Annotated in this window: 1 protein-coding gene and 1 pseudogene; both read right to left on the minus strand. The window is 67.5% G+C overall.

All coding sequences use genetic code 11. The features are described 5' to 3' along the window. Window positions 1-685: pseudogene (locus tag E1261_RS44625) on the minus strand (hypothetical protein); the annotation flags it as partial. Beyond that, complete coding sequence (locus tag E1261_RS44630) at window positions 682-957, minus strand: hypothetical protein (protein ID WP_132416413.1); 276 nt, start codon at window positions 955-957, stop codon at window positions 682-684. The pseudogene E1261_RS44625 and the gene E1261_RS44630, both read right to left, overlap by 4 nt. Window positions 958-1,818 lie beyond the last annotated feature (861 nt).

The raw sequence follows: 1,818 nt of genomic DNA on the forward strand, positions 1-1,818 counted from the left end.
GGATGGATTCGAGGTGGTCTCGGGTGCTGGTGCCGGAGGGTTCGAGGTCGGGGAGGCGGGTGGAGTTGTAGTAGAGGGTGGTGAGGAGGTCGAACTGGTGCTCGGCGGTTTGGTTGTTGAGGGCGGTGAGGATCTTGGTGGGTGACATCTCGGCTCGGGTGGCGAGGTCGGTGGTGAGCATCCGGACGGCGGTGACGTAGGGGGCGTAGTGGCCGTTGGTGTGGAAGGTATCGATGCCGGGGGCAACCTTCTCGATGCCGAGCTTGTGGAGGTAGGCGTTGAGGTGGGCTTGGGTCCAGGCTTCGGCGACGCCTTCTTCCAGTTGGCGGCTGCCGGGGCGGACGAAGGCGGCTCGGGCTGCCTCTTGGGTGGCGCCGGTGGGGCCGAGGAAGTGGGAGTGCTCGTGCAGGATCGTGGCGAGGGCTTCGCGGTAGCGGGCCAGCTTTGCGATGGGGTGCTTCTGGCCGGCTAGTGCGTACATCTCGCGGAGTGGGTCGAGGATGTACTCGCGATCGAGGTGGAGCGTGCCGTCCCAGTGAGCGAGGCCGAGGATATCGTCGGTCGACTCGACGATCCGGCCGTTCCAGGCGCTGTGGTCTGCGCCGGAAAGGTCGAGCGCCGCCTGCCCGCTACGCAGGAGAAGCTCCTCGAGCGAGGCAGGCGCGGCGAGAGTCGTGGTGCTCACGGCCGGTACGCCGTGGCCAGGCGGATGAGCGAGTCGGCGGAGCGTTTGAGGTCGGCTCGCTTGGCCGGATCGTCGGTGCCGGCGGCCATCCGATGCAGCTCCGCGACCAGCACCTTCGCACGCGCCCGGTGCTCAGCACCCGAACTCCGCGACGCAGCCGGGCCACGCAACGCGTCCGCCTGCGCACCCGTGCTCCGCGATGCGGCAGTGCTATGGGGTGCGCCAGCGCTCAGGGGTGCGGCGGGACTCTGGGATGTCTCGACATGCTCCATGGGTTCTCCTCCGAGGTCGGATCTCGACGGAGAACATACGGAGATTCACCCCGCTCCCAGCAGCAAACTTTCCACCTGTGGATAACTCGCTCTGCTGCGCGGTCCGCGAGTTGTGGGCAGCCGAGCCGCGCGCCACGGTCGCCTCAAAGAGCGAGCAAGGTTGCCCGTCGAATTGGAGGGTTGCCCGTTGAAATTCTCGATGGGCATCCCCCCAGCTGAGGGGATATCCGGCTCTTTTGCTGGAGGTGTGAGGTTCTAGTACGGCGGTGGCGGTGGTGGTGGCTGTGCGCTCGGATGCGGCCGGTCTCCTACGGCAGTGGTTGCTCGCCGCTGCGGCCGGCGGTACAGAGGGGGTATGGCTGGCCGGGTAGTGGCGGGGCCCTGTCGGCCGACCCGTCGCGGTGGCTTCTGCGGTTGCTGGGTCTGGGTCCCTATGTTCGATGATCCGGAGACTGCGCCGTCTGTTTCGTCGGACGCCATCGGGGGTGTGGACACGCTGTGGTGGGTGTGAACAAGTAATGACCTGTTCACACCCACCGTTTCCTGTTCAAGCCCCCGGTTGTCGGCTCGGCCAGGTGCGGCCGCGCGGTTGCCCGGCGGTGCTGGGGAGTCGTACCACCCGAAAACGACCGGTAGAACTCCCCAGCCCCCGCAGCAACCGACCGAACGGCCGAACCTCCTACACCTACTGGGGAGCTCGGACACCCGACCGGATGTCCGAGCTCCCCAGTTGGTGACCGCGGTACATCCGGCTCAGCTGCACGCCGGGCAGCAGGCCGCCGTACGGGCAACCCCCTCGATGCGTCCTGCGCAGAGTGCGGGCGTCGGGGAGCGCGATCACTCGGGGGGCTCAGAACAGGG

The sequence above is a fragment of the Kribbella albertanoniae genome (assembly GCF_004348455.1).
Lineage (GTDB): Bacteria > Actinomycetota > Actinomycetes > Propionibacteriales > Kribbellaceae > Kribbella > Kribbella albertanoniae.

Coding starts and splice junctions, on each gene's coding strand:
- E1261_RS44630 (WP_132416413.1), bottom strand. CDS start 957: ATGGAGCATGTCGAGACATCCCAGAGTCCCGCCGCACCCCTGAGCGCT.